At 70.5% G+C, this 15,305-nt stretch carries 23 protein-coding genes; 16 read left to right on the top strand and 7 right to left on the bottom strand.

All coding sequences use genetic code 11. From position 1 onward, the window contains the following. Positions 1–19 precede the first annotated feature (19 nt). Complete coding sequence (locus ID574_RS00915; protein WP_188186820.1) at positions 20–2,092, top strand: hypothetical protein; 2,073 nt, start codon at positions 20–22, stop codon at positions 2,090–2,092. Between the two features lie 11 nt (positions 2,093–2,103). On the opposite strand, the gene ID574_RS00910 is transcribed toward ID574_RS00915, so the two are convergent. Beyond that, on the bottom strand, positions 2,104–2,700 hold the full coding sequence (locus tag ID574_RS00910) for a hypothetical protein (protein WP_188186819.1): 597 nt from the start codon (positions 2,698–2,700) through the stop codon (positions 2,104–2,106). 71 nt (positions 2,701–2,771) lie between these two features. On the opposite strand from ID574_RS00910, the gene ID574_RS00905 reads away from it, so the two are divergent. From ID574_RS00905 to ID574_RS00845, 14 genes are all read left to right on the top strand, one after another. Further along, on the top strand, positions 2,772–3,098 hold the full coding sequence (locus tag ID574_RS00905) for a hypothetical protein (protein ID WP_188186818.1): 327 nt from the start codon (positions 2,772–2,774) through the stop codon (positions 3,096–3,098). A gap of 13 nt (positions 3,099–3,111) precedes the next feature. Beyond that, a complete protein-coding gene (locus tag ID574_RS00900; RefSeq protein WP_188186817.1) occupies positions 3,112–3,336 on the top strand; it encodes a hypothetical protein in 225 nt (74 codons plus the stop codon). After that, positions 3,336–3,725: a RapZ C-terminal domain-containing protein gene (locus tag ID574_RS00895; RefSeq protein WP_188186816.1), complete on the top strand. Its 390-nt coding sequence runs from the start codon at positions 3,336–3,338 to the stop codon at positions 3,723–3,725. The genes ID574_RS00900 and ID574_RS00895 overlap by 1 nt, the downstream gene beginning before the upstream one ends. An 11-nt stretch (positions 3,726–3,736) precedes the next feature. Further along, positions 3,737–4,048, top strand: a complete 312-nt coding sequence (locus tag ID574_RS00890; RefSeq protein ID WP_188186815.1) for a hypothetical protein — start codon at positions 3,737–3,739, stop codon at positions 4,046–4,048. Further along, positions 4,045–4,245: a hypothetical protein gene (locus ID574_RS00885; RefSeq protein ID WP_188186814.1), complete on the top strand. Its 201-nt coding sequence runs from the start codon at positions 4,045–4,047 to the stop codon at positions 4,243–4,245. The genes ID574_RS00890 and ID574_RS00885 overlap by 4 nt, the downstream gene beginning before the upstream one ends. Continuing rightward, positions 4,239–4,622, top strand: a complete 384-nt coding sequence (locus tag ID574_RS00880) for a hypothetical protein (RefSeq protein WP_188186813.1) — start codon at positions 4,239–4,241, stop codon at positions 4,620–4,622. Before ID574_RS00885 ends, ID574_RS00880 begins: the two co-directional genes overlap by 7 nt. A gap of 202 nt (positions 4,623–4,824) precedes the next feature. Further along, on the top strand, positions 4,825–5,169 hold the full coding sequence (locus ID574_RS00875) for a hypothetical protein (protein WP_188186812.1): 345 nt from the start codon (positions 4,825–4,827) through the stop codon (positions 5,167–5,169). After that, positions 5,166–5,483, top strand: coding sequence for a hypothetical protein (locus ID574_RS00870; protein WP_188186811.1), 318 nt, complete (start codon positions 5,166–5,168; stop codon positions 5,481–5,483). The genes ID574_RS00875 and ID574_RS00870 overlap by 4 nt, the downstream gene beginning before the upstream one ends. Beyond that, entirely contained in the window at positions 5,483–5,713 is a 231-nt protein-coding gene (locus ID574_RS00865; RefSeq protein ID WP_188186810.1) for a hypothetical protein, read from the top strand. The genes ID574_RS00870 and ID574_RS00865 overlap by 1 nt, the downstream gene beginning before the upstream one ends. 211 nt (positions 5,714–5,924) lie before the next feature. Continuing rightward, positions 5,925–6,089 (top strand): hypothetical protein, encoded by a 165-nt coding sequence (locus tag ID574_RS00860; protein ID WP_188186809.1) that lies wholly within the window; start codon positions 5,925–5,927, stop codon positions 6,087–6,089. Between the two features lie 79 nt (positions 6,090–6,168). Continuing rightward, the gene (locus tag ID574_RS00855) at positions 6,169–6,438 is read left to right on the top strand and encodes a helix-turn-helix transcriptional regulator (protein ID WP_188186808.1); all 270 of its coding nucleotides are present in this window, start codon (positions 6,169–6,171) and stop codon (positions 6,436–6,438) included. After that, complete coding sequence (locus ID574_RS00850; protein WP_223166245.1) at positions 6,435–7,631, top strand: hypothetical protein; 1,197 nt, start codon at positions 6,435–6,437, stop codon at positions 7,629–7,631. Before ID574_RS00855 ends, ID574_RS00850 begins: the two co-directional genes overlap by 4 nt. Then, positions 7,595–7,798: a site-specific integrase gene (locus tag ID574_RS59320; protein ID WP_223166244.1), complete on the top strand. Its 204-nt coding sequence runs from the start codon at positions 7,595–7,597 to the stop codon at positions 7,796–7,798. The genes ID574_RS00850 and ID574_RS59320 overlap by 37 nt, the downstream gene beginning before the upstream one ends. A gap of 123 nt (positions 7,799–7,921) precedes the next feature. Beyond that, the gene (locus tag ID574_RS00845) at positions 7,922–8,806 is read left to right on the top strand and encodes a TIGR03619 family F420-dependent LLM class oxidoreductase (protein ID WP_188186807.1); all 885 of its coding nucleotides are present in this window, start codon (positions 7,922–7,924) and stop codon (positions 8,804–8,806) included. On the opposite strand, the gene ID574_RS00840 is transcribed toward ID574_RS00845, so the two are convergent. The 3 genes from ID574_RS00840 to murQ form a co-directional block, all read right to left on the bottom strand. Next, a complete protein-coding gene (locus ID574_RS00840) occupies positions 8,803–9,186 on the bottom strand; it encodes a VOC family protein (RefSeq protein ID WP_188186806.1) in 384 nt (127 codons plus the stop codon). The two genes, ID574_RS00845 and ID574_RS00840, sit on opposite strands and share 4 nt — an antisense overlap. Positions 9,187–9,281: 95 nt before the next feature. Further along, positions 9,282–10,376: a serine hydrolase domain-containing protein gene (locus ID574_RS00835; RefSeq protein ID WP_188186805.1), complete on the bottom strand. Its 1,095-nt coding sequence runs from the start codon at positions 10,374–10,376 to the stop codon at positions 9,282–9,284. A gap of 43 nt (positions 10,377–10,419) precedes the next feature. Then, positions 10,420–11,319 (bottom strand): N-acetylmuramic acid 6-phosphate etherase, encoded by a 900-nt coding sequence (gene murQ, locus ID574_RS00830; protein WP_188186804.1) that lies wholly within the window; start codon positions 11,317–11,319, stop codon positions 10,420–10,422. 58 nt (positions 11,320–11,377) lie between these two features. Between murQ and ID574_RS00825 the strand changes: the two genes are divergently transcribed. Beyond that, positions 11,378–12,481, top strand: coding sequence for an exo-beta-N-acetylmuramidase NamZ family protein (locus ID574_RS00825; protein ID WP_188186803.1), 1,104 nt, complete (start codon positions 11,378–11,380; stop codon positions 12,479–12,481). Between the two features lie 2 nt (positions 12,482–12,483). Here ID574_RS00825 and ID574_RS00820 read toward each other — a convergent pair whose 3' ends face one another. From ID574_RS00820 to ID574_RS00810, 3 genes are read right to left on the bottom strand one after another with little or no spacing between them, the layout of a single operon-like run. Further along, positions 12,484–13,308: a GNAT family N-acetyltransferase gene (locus ID574_RS00820; RefSeq protein WP_188186846.1), complete on the bottom strand. Its 825-nt coding sequence runs from the start codon at positions 13,306–13,308 to the stop codon at positions 12,484–12,486. Continuing rightward, a complete protein-coding gene (locus ID574_RS00815) occupies positions 13,308–14,318 on the bottom strand; it encodes an ABC transporter ATP-binding protein (protein WP_188186802.1) in 1,011 nt (336 codons plus the stop codon). The genes ID574_RS00820 and ID574_RS00815 overlap by 1 nt, the downstream gene beginning before the upstream one ends. Then, positions 14,315–15,301, bottom strand: a complete 987-nt coding sequence (locus ID574_RS00810) for an ABC transporter ATP-binding protein (RefSeq protein ID WP_223166243.1) — start codon at positions 15,299–15,301, stop codon at positions 14,315–14,317. Before ID574_RS00810 ends, ID574_RS00815 begins: the two co-directional genes overlap by 4 nt. Positions 15,302–15,305: the final 4 nt, after the last annotated feature.

Raw genomic sequence — 15,305 nt, 5'->3', positions numbered from 1 at the left:
CTCGAAGGAGAACTATCTCGTGGCCGCCACGCCCACCGCACCGCCGCAGCCCCAGGCCGGGCCGGTGCCACCGACCAGCCCCCCTCCGCCACAGCCGGAGCAGGAGAGCGTGTCAGGGCTGGCCGCCGCCACCGCCTCCACCTGGAACCTGCGCGAACTCAAGAACCGCGCCCACCGGTTCCGCCACACCTGGCCCGCGCACGCCACCGTCCCCGCCATCTGGGGAGGCGGCATCCTTCTGCACGCCCTCGACGTGCCCGGCTGGCAGGTCGCCGCCGGCGGAGCCGCCGCGTACGGCGTGACCGCCCTCGTCCGGACGCTGCTGCCGAAGCTGCGCACGCGGCTCGCGTCCCGCCTGTGGTGGGCCGCGGCCGGAGCGTGGCTCACCCTCGCGGCCGAGGCCGGCGCGGACGGCTGGATGCAAACCCTCATGTTCGCCGGGGCCGGGCTCGCGATCACTCCGCGCATCTACCGCTACCGGACCCGCATCAACGTGCCAGACCGGCCGAAACGGCAAGCACTGCCATCCCAGCCCGCACCGCAGCAGCAGGAGGCACCGGACCCGTACGTGATCCGCTGGAACGCCACCACCGGCAACCCCGGTCCCAAGGATCGCGGCTCGCTGCCCGGCTCCGAGCTCACCAACCGAACGCCCTTCACCTACGGCGGCGCCCGCGGCGTTCGCTACCGGCTCATCCTCAAAGGCCAGATCACCAGTGATGCCATCGCCGCGCGCCCCAGCGTGTGCGGCGACTTTGGCCGCACCATCGACGGCGTCCAGATCGAGGAACCCGATGACCAGGTCCTGAACGCGGCCGACGTGACGTTCCTCGACCGACTCGCCGTCGAGGACATCCAGTGGTGGACCAAGCCGGGCCTCAACATGGAGACCGGCGTCTGGGAGATCGGCCCGTTCGCAGACGCCCATGGCGATGCTGCCTTGCAGCTGTTCGAGATCGGGTCTGGCCCGCTGCCCGTCACGATCATCGGCGCACAGCGCACCGGCAAGAGCACCCTCTTGAAGTCGGCCGCCTGCGAGTTCCGGGGCAAGCGGATCAGGCTGCTGTACGGCGACCCGATGAACGGACAGTCATGCCCTGAACTGCTGCCGTACCTGCCGAAGAACGGGGTCGGGCTCGGCCTGGACGGCATCGAGGCGCTGGTGGAACGCGTCCACACGGAGATGCAGCGGCGCAGCCGCATGCTGGTCAACGTCGAATGGACCGACCGGCACGGCAACAGACGGCGTGGAGTTCAGTCGTACGAGCGGCCCGGCGCGCACGGTCTCGACATGCTCGTGCTCGCCTTGGACGAGTTTCACAAGATCCGCGACCCTGATGTGATCGCCATGGTGTACGACATCTTGGCCGAGGGGTCGAAGTGCGGCATCGTCCCGTGGATCATCGACCAGAACTCGTACGTGGACACGTTCGGCGGCGGCGACATGCTGGGCCTGCTCATGGCAGGCAATGTGATCCTCCTGCGCAACGGCAGTCCGCTCATCGCACAGCAGACCATCGGCCAGTACATGGACGTCTACCCGCACATGATCAAGCTGAGGTTCCCCGGCGGCGGGCACACCAAAGGCTGCGGTTACGTCAAGGGCGCCACCATGCGGCCGGTCATGATGCGCATCCGCGACGTGGACAACCTCCACGCCGTGCTAGGTGGGGAACAGCCTGCTCCCGTGCGATGGCTGCCCGCAGATCCGAACGAGGCCGCCACCACGGGTAGCGCGCAGACCGCCGCGAATGACCACGACGAGGAGGATCAGGACCTCGACCCAGATGGGCTGCCCGACGACACGCCGCAGCTCGGCGACGACGCCAACAGCATGCTCGAAAGTCCCGACCTCCACAACCTGATCAACTTCGTGAAGCTCACCCCCGCTGAACTCGCCACCGCCGAGAGCGCGATCAGGCCGCTGCTGAAGGGCGCGAAGCACGGGCTGACGGTCACGGACCTGCACCTGGCCACCGGCATGCAGCCCATGGCCGTGCTGCTGGCCGTCCGCTCGTTGGAAACCAAGGGCGAAGCGCGACCGGTCGATGGCGACAGCGACCGGTACGTGTGGGTCCAGGAGGCGTCGTGATCGGGATGTGGTCACGCACCGGCGAGGTGAGCGAGCCGGTCGTGGAACGTCGGGGGATCCAGCCGTCCGCCAGGCCGGGGATCGGGTTCGACGCGGCTGGCGAGCCAGTGCAGGGCGTCCACGACGTTCTGCCGTCCCACCCAGGAGACGGCCAGCTCGTCCGCCTCGTGCACCCGGGCGCGCAGCGCGTGCGCGAACTCGATTCGGGCACGCCAGCCGAGCACGCCGCCGATCACGCCGAGCCCGCCCAGGAAACCGAACGGCGCGAGACCAGTCGCGAGGCCGAACAGGAGGAAGACGCCGCTGAACCCGAACAGGAGCGTCGCCCACTGCCCGGCCGGCTCAGGGTGGCCCAGATGCGCGCGAGCGACCTGCACGGCGACGACACCCTTCACCACCTCGCGCGGCGCTTCGACGGCGAGCCGTTCGCCCACCGCGAGCACCGGCCGCGGCCGGTCGGCGGTCGGTGTAGCGACCATGACCTCGATGCCGTCCCCGGCGATGACCACCTCCGGGTCACGGAACCAGGCAGCCTCGGCTGGCAGGTCGATCTCCGAAACCCGGTCAGAGATGAGCTGCGCGTACGACTGGGCGTGCGAGGGCTCCATGCGCGCATGGTAAACGCGGCCCCCACAGCTCGTACAGGACGGGATTCCCGCAGTGATCGCTTCTGCTGCTGATGGTGCGGGTGTTGCTGCTGGCCGCGTGGGTGTGCGCGGCGCCGCTGCTCGGCCTTGCCGCCGGGGTCGCGCGGGCGGATCTGCTGCTGGTGGTGCCCGCTGCCGTGATGGTGGCCGCCCTGGTTGCGCTTGGCGGGGCGCAACTCGGTGCTCGTGTGTTGGCGCTAGCGCTAACGACCATCTCAGCGGGTCTGCTGGCTGTGGGCACGTGGGGGCCGCTCCCAGGGACGGTCCTGTCCGTGTCGGCCGTCGTGGTGGCCGACCGAGTTATGAGCTTCCTCCGGTCGCCCGGCCGCGAGGGGAAAAACGGCCCGTCTCGGGCCTGACGAAAGGATCAACATGAGCACATCGGATCGGCCCCCCATCACGGGCCGCTCGTACATGGCCGACGTCAACGGCACGAACCCGCAGGACATCGAGAGCAAGGCTCGTCAACTGGCGGCCAACGCGTTCGGGCACCACAACGTGTGGATCGACCCGAACTACACCATCCACGAACGCGGGGACCGGGTCGTGCCGTACAAGGCCAGCCTCATGGTGTACGAGATCGCTCAGGAGCTGTGATGCGGGCCGTACGGATCATCTCGTTCGGGTTCGGCCACGGCACCCCACCGGAGGCCGACATCCTCATCGACGTACACCAGAGTCTGCGCAACCCGCACGACGACCCCGAGCTGCGGGAGCTGGCCGGCCTCGACGAGCGGGTGCGTCAGCACGTGCTCGACACGCCCGGCGCGCTCGCGCTGCTCCACAACGTGGCGGCCACCGCGTCCGCGCTCGCCGCCGACGTCGCGCGGCCGGTGACGGTGGCCTGGGGATGCAGCGGCGGCCGACATCGCGCCGTCGCCCTCGCCGAGGAAACCGCCGCTCTGGTGTGGGCGTCGGGCGCGGACATGGTCCACGTCGAGCACCGCGACGTGGACAAGCCCGTCCTGGCCCCGTCGGCCTCCTGAGGGGAAATCTGATGCGCTACATCGACAACACGTACAAGCACGCCGGCTACCCGCACCCCGGCGACGACACCTTCGTCGAGTTGCGCTGGCTGGACCTCAAGCACCTCACCGGCGAGCACCCGTTCGAGGGCCACCGCGTGCAAGGGCTGGTCACCTGGACCAACCCGGACGGCAGTCACGGAGCGGAGGTCACCGACGACCCCGGTTGGCTGGCCAGCTACTACGCCGAGCACTGCCCCGAACTGACCAACGTCCGCACGTTCACCCGCGAGGTCCGGCTGACGGTGTCGGCCTGGGCCGAGGCCGAGAGGACACCCGTATGAACACCTTGGTCCGGGCGGCGATGCTGCGCGCCGACGCCGAGAAGGAGACCGATCAGCAGGTCATCGACGCCGACATGGCCGTGGCTGACCTGTTGGAGACCATCGACGCGGGCTGCCTGCCACCGGATGTGGTGGCGGCGGCAGAGCGCGCGGCCGAGGCGCTGATCGCGCTCTATCCGGAGGAGGAGCCGTGCTGATCCTCCGCGACCTGCTCACTGTCTGGCGTCGCCAACGCACCCGACCTCCGAGGGGATTTCCCGCTGCGGGGCTCAATCTCTACGACAGCGAGAACGACGATCATCTGTACGTCCTCGGCCACGTCAGCGCCGACCAGATGACGGCGGCCGTCGCCGAGTACATCCGGCACATCCACTTCGCGCCCGATGCCGTGGTGGACGACCCGCTGGCCACCCTCGCCGGCGGCGCCGAGCGGGTGCGGGCCACGATCCGGCATGGGTATGCCACGTTCGACCTGCGCCGGGTGGGGTTCAGCGAGTTCAGCGCCCGGTTGTTCGTCGATCCGAAAACGCCGGGTGCTTGGCCGATCACGTACTGGCCGGGGGAGTTCGGATGATGAGGTACGTCGGAAACACCACGTTCACGGCCCTCCAGCACCCGTCCGGACACGGACAGGTGGCCATGCTTATATGCCCTGGCGATGGGTGCGGAGCCAACGCCGTCCCACTCAGCGACACCGACAACGGCCCGTACAACGGCTGGTGCGCTCACGGGCACGAAATCCACATCCCGTACGCCATGCCGACGTGGGAGGACCGATGAGGTACACGCACACGGACGGGCGGCCAGCGGGCGAGCAGAGCAGCCCGCCCTACGGTGATGCCGAGCGGCTCGTCACGGCTCTCGCCGTCTACGACCAGCTCACCACGGCTGAGCGGCGCGCCCTGTTCGAGAACATGTTCGCCGCCATGCTCCAGTACCGCCGAACGAGGGAGGTCGAGCACCTGACCCGCAGCGCCGAGAGCGTGACGGTCACGATGTGGGTGCGTGGCCAGCCCGGAGTGCAGCAGGCGATCCGGGATGCGCCCACCGACCCCTGTCCGGCCGAGGACCTGGTGCCCGTGGATGACGTGATCCGGATGCTCCGAGAGGACCAGCCGTGACGTACGTGCACATGGACGGGCGGCCGGCGGGCGCCCGGATCACGCCGGACACGCATCCGTGCCGCTGGTTGGCGGAGGAGGTGGCGCTGTTCCGGCAGGGCCTCTGCTCGTACCAGGTCGAGTTCGGCAACTGGGGACCACCGAAGTACTGCGGTGACCCGTCCGACCCGGAAGCGGACTTCGGGCACTGCACCGAGCACGCGCTGCGAGTCGAGGAGGAGCGCAGCGCGAACTGGTTCTGCGGCCTGGGCGAGGAGCACGACGACCCGACCATCGACTGGAAGCGCGACTCGGCGCTGAGAGGGGAGGCGTGATGAACGAGTCCCAGCTCAACGACCGGATCACGGAGGAGATGGCCGCGCAGTGGGGCGAGGAGTGGACGGGCTTGCCCGCCGACCTGTCCCAGGCGGTGCTCGCGGACCTGCGCAGCATGTGGGAGGCCGAGGGCTGGACCGACGTGTACGGCATTGTCCGCGAGTACCGCCACCGTATCCGTAACGACGCGGGCAGTCTGGACAGCTACGCGGTGCTCCTGCCGAAATAAACGATCATGTGAAGCCGCAGGTCGCGCCCTGATCAGCGGCTCAGTAGACAACATCAATCGCGTGGCCATAAGGTGTCAGCGACGCGCACCTGTCGCGTCTCTCGCGCCGCTCAATCGAGTCGTGATCACCTCGGAGGTGGCAGGGGAGACGTGGTCACCCGGCCACCGCACCTCAGGTCGCGCGGGAAGGCCCTCACCCCTGGAGGACCCTTTGAAGATCCGGATCACCGGCCTACTGGACGAAGCCATACAGGCCGCCAACCTCATCGCCCGCACCTTCGACGTCATCGAGGTCTCCGACCCGATCCCGTCCCGAGGCGCCAGCCGCAACGTGCGGATCTACGCCGAGGTGCGACTTCCTCAATCCGCTCAGTAACACGGCGGCCCCGGACACGCCGGCAAGCACCCCGGGGCCGCCACCCCTACCGCCTTCAACGAATAGGAGTGACTCCATCATGGCCGCTACCACCCGCCGTAGCCAAAAGCGCCCCACCTCTCGCCCGCCGAGACCCGACACCGCGCGCGAGGCCGGAGCAAGCGACGCCGAAGACGTGTGGCTCACTGTCCCCGAGATCATGAAGGAGCTGAAGATCGACCGGCGGACCTGGCAGCATTGGGTAACACGCAAGCAGACACCCAAAATGCACAGGCTCCCCAGCGGGCGGTACCGCGTCCACCGCGACGACTACCAGGAATGGCTCGACGGGCTCCAGGTGGACGCGTGAGCGAGTCCTACAAGGTCAAGTTCTGGAAGATCAAGCGCAACGCCTCCAGCAAGAAACCGTCGTACGTCGTGCGGTGGACCGTGGACGGCGAACCCTTCTCCACCACCCTCGGCGGGAAGGAACTGGCCGAGAACTACCTCTCCGACCTGCGCCAGGCCGCAAAGAACGGCGAGTGGTTCGACACCGAGACCGGCCTTCCTCAGTCGATGCTCAAGGCCAAGAACAGCCGCACTTGGCTGGCACTCGCCAGGGCGTACATGGAGGCTCACTGGCCGCACCTGGCGCCGAATTCACGGAAGAACACGTCGGAAACCCTGGTCGCGGTAACCCTGGTTCTAACCGCCGACCGCAGGGGCCGCCCAGACACAGCGGTGCTGCGTCGCGTGTTGCGCAGGAACGTGTTCCTCCCCGAGGAGCGTCGGCCAAAGCCTGACGCTCAGGCCGCAGTCGCGCTGCGCTGGCTAGAGGCGGCCTCACTGCCGGTGAACGAGCTCAAGCAGGCCCGCCACGTCCGCGCGGCTCTGGATGCCCTCGCTCTACGCCTAGACGGCACCAAGGCGGCGCTCTCGACTGTGCGGCGCAAGCGGGCCGCGTTCCACCACGCCCTCGAATACGCCGTCGAATTGGAGGAACTCGACGCCAACCCGCTCGATCGCATCAAGCGGAAGCCGACCAAGTCCAGCAATGTGGTGGACCGGCGCGTGGTCGTCAACCCCCGGCAGGCACGCGAACTGCTGATCGCCGTGACCTACGTCGGACGCACGCGCGGGCCCCGGATGGCGGCGATGTTCGCCTGCATGTACTACGCCGCCTTGCGCCCGGCCGAAGCACAAGGGCTGCGCGAGCAGGATTGCTACCTGCCGGAGACAGGGGGGGGCTTCTCACCCTCCGGAAGACCCGCCCGCAGAGCAGCAGCGTCTTCACCGACTCCGGACAGGTTTTCGAGGAGCGCGGCCTCAAACAGCGCGAGGACGACGAAGACCGCCCGGTGCCGATCCCGCCCGAACTGGTCGCGATCCTGCGCGACCACATCAAGACCTTCGGCACGGCTCCGGACGGACGGCTGTTCTACACGCGCAGTGGCAGCACTTACACCACCGATAGTTATCCGCAGGTGTGGCGGGAGGCCCGCAAACTGGCGTTCACCCCTGGGCAGGTGGAGTCCCCGCTGGCGCGGCGCCCTTACGACCTGAGGCATGCCGCGGTCTCGCTGTGGCTCAACGCTGGCGTGCACGCCCCCGAGGTCGCCGAGCGGGCCGGGCACAGCGTGCACATACTCCTGAAGACCTACGCCAAGTGCATCGACGGCCAGGGCCACATTGCCAATCAGCGCATCCAGAACGCACTGGAGGAAGGATGATCGACAGGGCCCCGCTACGGAATATACGCGGAATGGCAACGCTGGTGGGCGGCTCGTCTCGGTCTTCCTCACAGGTCAAAGGCTCCTATGGGGAACGAATTCGCGTCGTACAGACTAGGGGGCATGAGAATCGGTTTCGCCGTACCGCAGTCAGGGCCCTGGGCCACGCCCGGCAACATGCGCCGCATCGCCGTGCGGGCCGAGGAGCTCGGCTACCACGAGTTGTGGACGTTCCAGCGGGTGCTCTACCCGGTGGGGCATCCCATGGGGCCGACGTACCGCAGTGTGCACGACCCGGTGGTCACGCTCGCCCACCTGTCGGGCGTGACGGGCCGGATCGGGCTCGCCGTGGCGGTGATCAACGCGTACGTGCAGCCGGTGGTGCTGGCCAAGCAGCTGGCCACGCTGCAGACGCTGTCCGGCGGGCGACTGACGGCTGGGATCGGGCTCGGCTGGCTGCCGGAGGAGTTCGAGGCGGCGGGCGTCGGGTTCGAGCGGCGGGGGCGGCGCGGCGAGGAGTTCGTGGAGGTGCTGCGCAAGGCCTGGAGCGAGGACGTGGTGGAGCACGACGGCGACTTCTACCGGGTGCCGCCGTCCCACCTCGACCCCAAGCCGGCGCCGGGACCGCCGCCGATCCTGCTGGGCGGCACCGCCGAGGTCGCGCTGCGCCGCGCCGCGCGGCTGGCCGACGGCTGGGTGAGCTCCAGCAGGGAGAACCTGTCGGCCGTCGCCGGCCGGGTGGAGCTGATCAAGACGGCGCTGGCCGAGTCAGGCCGGGACGCGGGCGCGTTCCGGTTCGTGTGCCGGGGCGTCACCCAGGTCAGGGCCGCCGGCGGGCGCCCACTGACGGGCCCGTACGACAAGATCAGGCGTGACGTGGACGAGCTGGCCGCTCAGGGCGTCACCGACGTCTTCCACGATCTCAACTTCGACCACGAGATCGTCACGGCCGACCCGAAGGAGGCCATGCGCCGGGCCGAGGAGGCCCTGGAGGCGCTGGCGCCCTAGCCCCAGCCGCCGTACGGCACCGTGATGATCTCCAGGTTGTGGCCGTTGGGGTCGGACCAGTAGAGGCCGCGGCCGCCGTCGTTGGTGTTGATCCGCTCCGGCTCCCGGTGGTACGGGTCGGCCCAGTACGTGAGCCGACGCTCCTTGATCCGCTCCCAGATCTGGTCGAACTCCTCCTCGCTGACGAGGAAGGCGTAGTGCTGCGGGTGCACCGGGCCGTCGGCCTGCGCCACGTCCAGCGACACGCCGTTGCCCAGCGAGACCACCCGGAACGGGCCGTAGACCGGGGCAGGGTCGAGCCCGAGCACGTCGACGAGGAAGGCGGCGGTCTCGTCCCTGTCCTTGGCCGGCACGATGGTGTGGTTGAGATGGACAGCCATGCCTTCCACGCTACCGACAAGAACCTGCTCATCAGCCTGCCACCCAACTGTCGTGTCCGGTGAAGACCGCAGCGGCAGTCCATTTAGCAGGTTTCTCATCGGGACAATCGCAGCGCCTCGGCGGCGACGGCGTGGCGCAGTTCGCGGATGCCGTCGCGGCCCCGTACGGGGTGGACGGCGTTGGTCAGCAGCACCACGGTGAGCCGGCGCGCGGGGTCGATGACGAGCGAGGTGCCGGTGAACCCCGAATGGCCGTACGCGCCCTCCAACGGCCCCGCGATGCCCGGGTCGCCGATGCGCACGCCGAGCCCGTGGCGGAAGGGGGCGCCCTCGGCTCCCTGGTCGCGCGTCATCTCGGCCACGCTCTCGGGCCGCAGCATCGGCCCGCCGCCCAGCCGCAGCGCCTCGCCGAAGGCCAGCAGGTCGCCGGCCGTGGCGAACAGCCCGGCGTGCCCCGCCACGCCGCCCAGCGCGTACGCGGTCTCGTCGTGCACCTCGCCGCGTACGCAGCCGGGCCCGGTGCGCTCCGGCTTCCACTCGGTGGCGGCGATCCGCGGCAGCGACCGCGGCCGGTAGCCGGTGTCGGCCAGGCCGAGCGGGGCGGTGACCCGGGAGCGGACGAGCGCGTCGAGCGGCGCGCCGCCGGCCAGCTCGGCGATCCTGCCCGCCATGATCATGCCGACGTCGCTGTAGAGGTAGGGCCCGGCGACCGGGTGGGTGATCGGCGTCGTCAGCATCGCGGCCATGCGCTCGGCCGGCTCCGCCTCAGGAAGCTCCAGGTCGATGCGGCGGGTCGGGACCAGGCCGGCCGTGTGGGTGAGCAGGCGGCGGGGCGTGATGCGCCGGTCCAGCCCAGGGATCCAGGTGGCGGCCGGCTCGTCGAGGGCGAGGCGGCTCTCCTCGGCCAGCGAGAGCAGGACGGCCGTGGTGAACAGCTTGCTGACGGAGGCCAGATCGAAGATCGAGTCGCGGCGGGCGGGCGGGCGTTCGGCGGCCAGGGTTCCCGCGGCGTTGGCGTAGCGTACGAGCTCGCCGGTCGCGGCCGCGGCGGCCACGGCGCCGTCCACGGCGATCAGGGCGACCGCCGCCGCGCAGACCCGCGGCACCGCTCCCGAGAGAATCGCCCTCAGCCCCTCTGGCGTCCCCGTGTGACCTGACGGCCGTTCCCCGCGGTCCAGCCGATCGGACATCCCCGTATCCTCCCCGAAACCCCGAAACCCCGTGGCCTGCCCCTCAGCCGCTCAGCGCGTCGCTGAGCCGTTCGCCGTGCGAGCGCAGCAGGGCTCGGGCCGCGTCCGCGTCGATGCCGTGCTGGATCATCAGCACCGCGACCTTGGCCTGCCCGTCCGCCGCGTCCAGCGCGGCCTCGGCCGTCTTCTGGTCGGCGCCGGTGATGTCGCTGACCATGCGCACCGCCCGCCCGGCGAGCTTGCTGTTCATGGCCGACATCTCGATCATCTTGTTCCCGTACGTGCGGCCGAGCTTGACCATGCAGATCGTGGAGATCATGTTCAGCACGAGCTTCTGGGCCGTGCCCGCCTTCAGCCGGGTCGAGCCGGTCACGACCTCAGGCCCCACGACGACCTCGATCGCGTGGTCGGCGGCGGCCGACAGCGGCGCGCCCTGGTTGCACGACAGGCCCACGGTGAGCGCGCCGCGGCCGGCCGCCTCCGCCAGCGCGCCCAGCACGAAAGGGGCCCGCCCGCTGGCCGACACGCCCACCACCGAGTCCAGCGGCCCGACCTCCAGGTCCTTCATGGCGGCCGCGCCTGCCTCGGAGTCGTCCTCCGCACCCTCGACCGACCGGGTGAGCGCCTCCGGCCCGCCGGCGATGATGCCCTGCACCAGCGAGGGATCGGTGCCGAACGTGGGCGGGCACTCGCTGGCGTCGAGCACGGCCAGCCGTCCCGAGGTGCCGGCGCCGACGTACAGCAGCCGGCCGCTCTCGGCCATCCTGGCGGAGACGGCGTCGATGGCCTCCGAGATGGCCGGGACGACCAGCGCGACGGCCGCGGGCACGGCGGCGTCGGCCTGGTTCATCAGTTGGGCGATCTGCTCCGTCGGCAGCCGGTCGATCTGGCTGTAGCGGGGATCGCTCTGCTCGGTGGACAGCTCGGGTAGCGGATCAATCATGACGCTAATTTCCACCTTTTTCTTCCCTCTTGTAAATATCTTTCAGCACAATGGCTTCATGACAACGGTGTGCATCGGAGCTGAACGGCTGGCCGCGGATCCCGCGCTCGCGGGAGGTACCCGTCTGGGGCTGATCACGAACTCGACCGGCGTCTTGACGGATCTGACTCCCACGCCGGACGCGCTGCTCGCCGCCGGGGCGCCGCTGACCGCGATGTTCGGCCCCGAGCACGGCCTGCGCGGCACCGCCCAGGCGGACGGCGGCGAGGGCGACGTCGTGGACGAGCGGACGGGCCTGCCGGTGTACGACACCTACCGGCTCGAGGGCGAGGCCCTGGACCGGGTGGTGTCCGCCGCCGGCGTGGACACGCTGGTCTTCGACATCGCCGACGTGGGGGCGCGCTTCTACACCTACGTGTGGACGATGTACGACCTGATGGAGTCGGCCGCCCGGCTGGGGCTGCGGTTCGTGGTGCTCGACCGGCCCAACCCGCTCGGCGGGACCGTGACCGAAGGGCCGCCGCTGGACCCGGCGTTCGCGAGCTTCGTGGGCCGCTTCCCGCTGCCCGTGCGCCACGGCAGGACGGCGGGGGAGCTGGCCCTGTTGTTCGGCTTCGACCTGGACCTGACGGTGATCCAGATGGAGGGCTGGCGGCGCGGCATGACGTACGCCGAGACCGGCCTGCCCTGGGTGATGCCGTCGCCCAACATGCCGACCCCGGACACCGCGCTCGTCTATCCGGGCACGGCGCTGTTCGAGGGGACGGACTTCTCCGAGGGACGCGGCACGACGCGGCCGTTCGAGCTGATCGGGGCACCCTACGCGGACGCGCGGTTCGCCCCCGCGCTCAACGCGCTCGGTCTGCCCGGCGTCCGGTTCCGGGAGGTCTGGTTCACCCCGGCCTTCCACAAGCACGCCGGCGTCCCCGTACGCGGCGTGCAGCTCCACGTGCACGACCCGGAGGCGTTCCGCCCGGTGCTGACCGGCCTGTCGATGCTGCACGTGGCCCGCACGCTCTACCCGGACGACCTGCGCCTGCTGGAGGGCCTCGACCGGCTCTGGGGCTCCGACGCGCTCACCCTCCGGCTGAAAGCCGGACAGGACCCGCGCGACCTGTGCCCGCCGCCGGGACGTCCGGAGGGACGACTGCTCTATCGGTGACATCACGCCAGTTCGCGCCGGTAGAGCCAGAAAACGCGCTCCGCCCGCGCGCCCACCGCGCGCGAGTAGAACCGCAACGGCCCCACCCATCCGATCTGGGAACTGGTCTGTCCCGCGGCTCGCTGCTCGGCCAGGCACCGGCGCAGCAGCACCCGCCCGACGCCGAGCCCGCGGGCCTCCGGCGCGGTGCCCATGGGCCCGAACCAGGCCGGCCGCGCCCCCCAGGCGGCGAAGGCCAGGATCGCGCCGTCACGCTCGGCGTAGTGAAGCCCGGCCGCGTTGGCCGCCTCCCACGCCCAGCGCTCGTTCCAGTGCCCGGCGACGAACGCCGCCACCCGCTCCCGCTCCTCGACCGCCGCGCGCACGGCCACCCCGGACTTCTCCAGCCGCCGCAGGTCGTCCTCGACGGACAGGTCGCCGCTCAGGTCGGCGGTCATGTTCCAGGCCACGTCGTAGCGCTCGTAGCCGAGGCTCTCGGCCAGGCAGGCGGCGGGCGTGTAGCGCCCGTCGATCCCCGGCCAGGCGTAGCAGGGCGGGTTCCCCGCGAAGCGCGCCTGCCGCGCGCCCTGGCCGCGCAGCCACTCCTCGGCCGCCAGCACCAGCTCCCTGCCGTGCCCCCGCCCCTGTGCGGAGGGGTGCACGGCCAGCAGGTCGAGATGCCCGACCGCTGGGTCCTTCGCCGACAGCGACGCCATCACGATCCCGCCGTCCTTGGCCAGGATCGTCCACCGGCGGCCGGCGGGCGGATGCGACAGCCGCTCCACCAGCGCCGCCCCCTCCCCGGGGTCCAGCGTCAGTGCCGCCTCGGCGATCTCCGCGGGCGTCATCACACCTCGCTCATCGGCCGGGCGATCACGCTGCGGCGCTCGGGGTAGAAGCACGCGTGCTCCTGCGGCACGCCCTCGGTCAGCTGCAGCAGCGGCCGCTCGCTCGTGCACCGCTCGCCGCGGAACGGGCAGCGGCGGGCGAACAGGCAGCCCTCGTCCGCCTGGCTCTCGTCCAGCGACTCCAGCGGCACCACCGGCTCCTCGCCCGGCTGCTCCAGGCCGTGCAGCACCGGGATGGCCGACAGGAGCGCCTGCGTGTACGGATGCACGGGGTCGGCGATGACCGTGTCCACGGCGCCGCGCTCGACGACCTGCCCGCGGTAGATCACGTACAGCTCGCCGTCGTCGCCGATGTAGCGGGCCGTGGCCACGTCGTGCGTGATGAACAGCACGCTCACGCCGAGCCGCTCGCGCAGGTCCTTCAGCAGCGCCAGGATGCCGAGCCGGAGCGACACGTCGATCATCGACACGGCCTCGTCCGCGACCAGCATCTCCGGGTCCACGGTCAGCGCCCGGGCGATGACCACCCGCTGCCGCATGCCGCCGGACAGCTGGTGCGGGTAGCGCGACAGCACCGTGCCGGGGTCCAGGCCCACCAGCGTCAGCACCTCGGCCGCCCGCTCCTCGATCCACGACCCGGGCCGCCCGGTCTGCTTGGCCCGCAGGCTCAGCGGCGCGTACAGGGTCTGGTGGATGGTCCTGGTCGGGTTGAGCGCCGAGTACGGGTCCTGATGGATCAGCTGGATCTTGCGGAAGTGCGGCTGCCGCTGCTTGTGCCGCAGCGACGACATGGCGACGCCGTCGATGAGGATCTCGCCCTCGTCGTACGTCTCCAGCCCCGCGATGATCCGCCCCAGCGTGGTCTTGCCACACCCGGACTCGCCGATGAACGAGGCCGCCCCGCCCCTGGGGATCGCGAAGTCCACGCCCCGCAGCGCCTGGACATCCCTGGCGCCGAGCACCTTGCCGCGCTGCTTGAACGTCTTGACGATGCCAGTCCCGGTGATCACGCATGCTCCTTCACGGTCACGGCATGGCAGGCGACGGCCCGCGCCCCGTCGGCGTGCGCCTCCGGGTCCACGGTGTCGCACACGTCCATGCGCAGCGGGCAGCGCTCCCTGAACACGCAGCCCTCCTTCGGCACGGTCGCCAGCGTCGGCGGCCGCCCGGGCAGCGCCTGGGCCTCGGCGATGTCGCCGACCAGCCGCGGGATGGCCCTGATCAGGCCCCGCGTGTACGGGTGCCGCGGCGCGCCCAGCACGTGCCGGGTGGGGCCCTGCTCGACCAGGCGGCCGCCGTACATGACGGCCAGCCGGTCGGCCACCTCCGCCACCACGCCGATGTCGTGCGTGATGACCAGCGTCGTCAGCCCGCGCTCGGCGTGCACCTCGCGCACGATCTTCAGGATGTTCGCCTGCGTGATCATGTCCAGCGCGGTCGTCGGCTCGTCCAGCACCACCAGATGGGCGTTGAGCACCAGCGCCAGCATGATGCCGACGCGCTGGCGCATGCCGCCGGACAGCTCGTGCTGGTGCGAGTCGAGCACCCGGGCGCCGTCCAGCCCCATCCGGCCGAGCAGCTCCTTGGCCTCGCGCACCAGGCCGCGCAGGTCGTCCACGCCGTGCGAGCGGCCCAGGTCGAGCAGCTGCTTGCCGACCGTCTTGAGCGGGTTGAGCGAGTTCTGCGCCGCCTGGAAGACGTAGCCGATGTGCTTGCCGCGGGCCTTGCGCAGCTCCTCGCCGCGCAGGCCGACGACGTCGCCGAGCCCGTCGATCTCGACGCTGCCCGCGGCGATCCTGCCGGGCGGCTGCACCGCGTTGAGCAGCGACAGCGCCATCGTGGACTTGCCCGAGCCGGACTCGCCGACGATGCCGGTGATGGTGCCGGGCTCCAGCGTCAGGGTCACGTCCCTGACGGCTGGCAGCTCCCCGGCGGGGGTCTTGTAGACGACCGTGAGGCCGTCGATGCGCACTCCCGGCGCTTGTTTAGCCACGTGT

It is taken from the genome of Nonomuraea sp. SYSU D8015 (assembly GCF_008065375.1).
GTDB lineage: Bacteria > Actinomycetota > Actinomycetes > Streptosporangiales > Streptosporangiaceae > Nonomuraea.
The sequence above is the reverse complement of the archived record's forward strand: the minus strand, read 5'-3'. Positions and strand labels throughout refer to the sequence as shown.

Bases quoted from the DNA above. Each gene is read 5' to 3' on its own strand.
- ID574_RS00845 (WP_188186807.1), top strand. From the start codon at position 7,922: ATGAGAATCGGTTTCGCCGTACCGCAGTCAGGGCCCTGGGCCACGCCC.
- ID574_RS00905 (WP_188186818.1), top strand. From the start codon at position 2,772: ATGGTGCGGGTGTTGCTGCTGGCCGCGTGGGTGTGCGCGGCGCCGCTG.
- ID574_RS00835 (WP_188186805.1), bottom strand. From the start codon at position 10,376: ATGTCCGATCGGCTGGACCGCGGGGAACGGCCGTCAGGTCACACGGGG.
- ID574_RS00910 (WP_188186819.1), bottom strand. From the start codon at position 2,700: ATGGAGCCCTCGCACGCCCAGTCGTACGCGCAGCTCATCTCTGACCGG.
- ID574_RS00865 (WP_188186810.1), top strand. From the start codon at position 5,483: ATGAACGAGTCCCAGCTCAACGACCGGATCACGGAGGAGATGGCCGCG.
- ID574_RS00840 (WP_188186806.1), bottom strand. From the start codon at position 9,186: ATGGCTGTCCATCTCAACCACACCATCGTGCCGGCCAAGGACAGGGAC.
- ID574_RS00875 (WP_188186812.1), top strand. From the start codon at position 4,825: ATGAGGTACACGCACACGGACGGGCGGCCAGCGGGCGAGCAGAGCAGC.
- ID574_RS00895 (WP_188186816.1), top strand. From the start codon at position 3,336: ATGCGGGCCGTACGGATCATCTCGTTCGGGTTCGGCCACGGCACCCCA.
- murQ (WP_188186804.1), bottom strand. From the start codon at position 11,319: ATGATTGATCCGCTACCCGAGCTGTCCACCGAGCAGAGCGATCCCCGC.
- ID574_RS00825 (WP_188186803.1), top strand. From the start codon at position 11,378: ATGACAACGGTGTGCATCGGAGCTGAACGGCTGGCCGCGGATCCCGCG.
- ID574_RS00855 (WP_188186808.1), top strand. From the start codon at position 6,169: ATGGCCGCTACCACCCGCCGTAGCCAAAAGCGCCCCACCTCTCGCCCG.
- ID574_RS00900 (WP_188186817.1), top strand. From the start codon at position 3,112: ATGAGCACATCGGATCGGCCCCCCATCACGGGCCGCTCGTACATGGCC.
- ID574_RS00885 (WP_188186814.1), top strand. From the start codon at position 4,045: ATGAACACCTTGGTCCGGGCGGCGATGCTGCGCGCCGACGCCGAGAAG.
- ID574_RS00820 (WP_188186846.1), bottom strand. From the start codon at position 13,308: ATGACGCCCGCGGAGATCGCCGAGGCGGCACTGACGCTGGACCCCGGG.
- ID574_RS00890 (WP_188186815.1), top strand. From the start codon at position 3,737: ATGCGCTACATCGACAACACGTACAAGCACGCCGGCTACCCGCACCCC.